This window comes from Synechococcus sp. R3-13 (assembly GCF_047462195.1).
Taxonomy (GTDB): Bacteria; Cyanobacteriota; Cyanobacteriia; order Thermostichales; family Thermostichaceae; genus Thermostichus.
The window spans coordinates 1-3,119 of the sequence record NZ_JANSIO010000309.1 but is presented as its reverse complement, the minus strand read 5'-3'; the positions used below and the strand labels follow the sequence as shown (position 1 = coordinate 3,119).

Annotated in this window: 4 protein-coding genes; 3 read left to right on the top strand and 1 reads right to left on the bottom strand. The window is 57.4% G+C overall.

Features of this window, described 5'->3' with window-relative positions:
- Positions 1-130 precede the first annotated feature (130 nt).
- On the bottom strand, positions 131-529 hold the full coding sequence (gene psbQ, locus NW856_RS09690; protein WP_414400007.1) for a photosystem II protein PsbQ: 399 nt from the start codon (positions 527-529) through the stop codon (positions 131-133).
- A 188-nt stretch (positions 530-717) separates the two neighbouring features.
- Here psbQ and NW856_RS09685 point away from each other — a divergent pair, with 188 nt between their 5' ends.
- From NW856_RS09685 to NW856_RS09675, 3 genes are all read left to right on the top strand, one after another.
- Positions 718-1,896: a TRC40/GET3/ArsA family transport-energizing ATPase gene (locus NW856_RS09685; RefSeq protein WP_414332153.1), complete on the top strand. Its 1,179-nt coding sequence runs from the start codon at positions 718-720 to the stop codon at positions 1,894-1,896.
- A 209-nt stretch (positions 1,897-2,105) separates the two neighbouring features.
- Positions 2,106-2,672: a thylakoid membrane photosystem I accumulation factor gene (locus NW856_RS09680; protein ID WP_414400002.1), complete on the top strand. Its 567-nt coding sequence runs from the start codon at positions 2,106-2,108 to the stop codon at positions 2,670-2,672.
- Positions 2,669-2,977: a hypothetical protein gene (locus NW856_RS09675; protein ID WP_414356858.1), complete on the top strand. Its 309-nt coding sequence runs from the start codon at positions 2,669-2,671 to the stop codon at positions 2,975-2,977. Before NW856_RS09680 ends, NW856_RS09675 begins: the two co-directional genes overlap by 4 nt.
- Positions 2,978-3,119 lie beyond the last annotated feature (142 nt).

Sequence of the window (3,119 nt, the reverse complement as noted above, 5' to 3'; positions counted from 1 at the left end):
CGCGTCGTCGCGTCAGCGTTGCGGAGCAATAACGCATGGGGTCAGAAGGCTTTTTTCAGCAGCCCAGGCGTCTCACCCTAACTTGAAACCACCATATCGCCAAAGTCGCCAAAGAGAGAAGGGATCCTCACTAGGAAAACAAAGCCTCCAGCGCCTGCAAGGTCTTTTTCACCTTGGCCTGGGCTGCCTCCACCTCGGGTTGGTCATAGGCTTTGGCGGCAAAGTCTAGTTGTTCTAAGCTGCGGCCCATCTCCTTAGCCAGGCGCAGCACTTCCCGCTTTTGTTTATCTGGCAGGGTAGCCGCCAGGCCGGTCAAGGTCTTACGAGTGAGTCCCATCGGCCCGTGGATGTAGGAGCGGATCTCCAACCAGTCCTCCGCCTCCACCAGGCTTTGCAGCCGCTCTACCTGTTGCTCCAGTTGTTGCAGCTCTCGGGGCAGGCCAGCAGCCGCTTGCACAGAAAGGGATCCCAGCCACAGCCCCAATGTCAGGATGGCAACCAGCAACACACTCCGCCAGCGACAGATCATCACATACCTCCCACATGCCTGCAACAGGCTTGACTTCTTGGCCATGATTGCCATCAGCTTTTTGGCAATCATTTGGTAATCAAATGAATAGTTTACCCGCTGGCTGCACCTCAGCCCCTTGGCTGACTCTCGAAGAGCACAGCAAATCGGTTAGGCTAGGGATGTAAAAGAATGTAAATGGCACTCTCATGCAACGCATCATCCTCATGACCGGCAAGGGTGGAGTCGGCAAAACCTCGATGGCGGCGGCGACCGGCTGGCGTTGTGCCGAGATTGGCCTGAAAACTTTGGTGCTGAGCACAGATCCGGCCCACTCTTTGGCCGATAGCTTCGATCAGCCCTTGGGCCATGAGCCGGTCGAGGTCAAACCTAACCTTTGGGGGGCGGAGCTGGACGCCCTCAACGAACTGGAGCTGAATTGGGGATCCGTCAAAACCTACATTACCCAGGTGTTGCAGGCGCGAGGGCTAGATGGGGTGCAGGCACAGGAGCTGGCGATTTTGCCAGGGATGGATGAGATCTTTGCCCTAGTGCGGGTGAATCGCCATTACGACGAAGGCAAGTTCGATGTGCTAATCATAGACTCGGCCCCTACAGGCACGGCCCTGCGCCTCTTGAGCCTGCCGGATGTTTCTGGCTGGTACATGCGCAGGTTCTACAAACCCCTGCAGGGGCTGGCGCAAATGCTGCGTCCTATTGCCGAGCCGATTGTGAAGGGGCTGACCGGGATCCCGCTGCCCAATGACCAGGTGCTGGATGCTCCTTATGAGTTCTATCAGAAGATTGAGCGGCTGGAGCGCATCCTCACCAACAACCGCATCACCTCAGTGCGGCTGGTCACTAACCCCGAAAAGATGGTGATCAAAGAATCGCTGCGGGCCCACGCCTACCTCAGCCTTTACGGGGTGGCCACCGATTTGGTGATTGCCAACCGCATCTTGCCCGATGGAGTGGTGGATCCCTACTTTGCCGCCTGGAAGGCAGCCCAACAGAAATATCGCCAGGAAATCCACGAAAACTTTGCCCCCCTGCCGGTCTTCGAGATCCCGCTGTACTCCGAGGAGTTGGTGGGATGGGACGCCCTAGCCCGCCTGAAAAAAGACCTCTGGGGGGATCGCAACCCGGCGGACGTGCTCTATGCCGAGCAAACCCTGAATGTGGTGACCGACAACGGCCAGTACCGGCTGGATCTTTACTTGCCCGGGATCCCGAAAGAGCAGGTGGAATTGACCAAAACCGGGGATGAGCTGAACATCCGCATCGGCAACCACCGCCGCAACTTGGTATTGCCCCAGACTTTGGCGGCCATGACCCCGGCCCGCGCCAAGATGGAAGAGGACTACCTGCGCATTCATTTTGCTGCTTGAGCCTGTAGCCGCTCTTTCCATCTGCCCCAGAGGCTCGTTCTGCTTACCCTTAGGGATCCCTGGACGCAAAGGGTAGGGCCTGCCGGCGTCAGTTGATCTGTAGTGCTGAACGGCAACGGGGCAGCGTCAGCGCAAGATGGCACAATGGAAGAGTTCCCTACTTCTAAAGATTGATCGCCAAGGATCCCTCCACAGAAGAGCATGAGATCATGCTGTTGCTTCGTATCTTCCTGGTGGCTCTGCTCATGGTTTTGACAGGTTGGTTTTCTTCGCCTGCCAGTGCCTTGCTCAACGACGACCGTTACGATGGCAATATCTTTGCCCTCTACGGGGCCAACGGCGGCATGATCCCCCCCCGCGTCTCCCTGAAGCAGGCGAAAGAGCAAGGGATCCCGGCCCTCCTCGTGTATTACATCGATGACAGTAGCGATTGCAAAAAATACGCCGCCACCATTGCCAACCTGCAGGTTCGCTACGGGCTGGGGGTCTATTTCATCCCCTATTCCGTCGATTCCCTCCTGCCCGGCGACGAGCGCGGCCAATACTACACCGGACAAGTGCCTCAAACCCTTCTCTTCGACCCAGAGGGAAACATTGTCTATCAATCCGCCGGCAACCGCCCCATCACCGAGGTGGAAAACGCCATTCGCGCCCTCTTCAAGTTGGATCCCGTTCCCCCAGGGGTGATCAAAGCCAAACCTTTCAACGAGATCCAAACCGGATTTGCCGGATCCCGTTCTCCCCAAGCCTACCCCCCTACAAAGGCCCAGCCGTGACGGCCAACCCCAATCGCGATAGCGGGACGGAATCCTTTCCCTCCGATTCTCTCGAGGCTCTGCAGGAAAAACTCCAGAGTCTCCAGGCTCGCCTTGCCGATCTGCGGGAACTGGAGCGCATGGCCCAGCTTTCCCCTGAACAATGGGCTGAAATCCAAGCCGAAGCCAGCCAACTGGAGCAACGCCTCCAGGCTTATGTGCTAGAGGTGTTTAATCCTGTCCCTGCCACCTTTTGGCAGGTGGTGCGCTTCGGCGGCCTTGGCCTGCTGCTCGGCATTGCCCTGCAGCGCTGGGTGCTGAGCTAGCCTACCCCTTAGGATAGAAAAGCTCTTGGATCCCGGAGATCTTGTCCATGCGCATGCGACGTTCCAAGCCGTTTAGTCTTGACCGCATGACCTCCCGTTTTCTGCCTCTGGTCATTTCGATTCAAACTAGGTTGTGTTGATC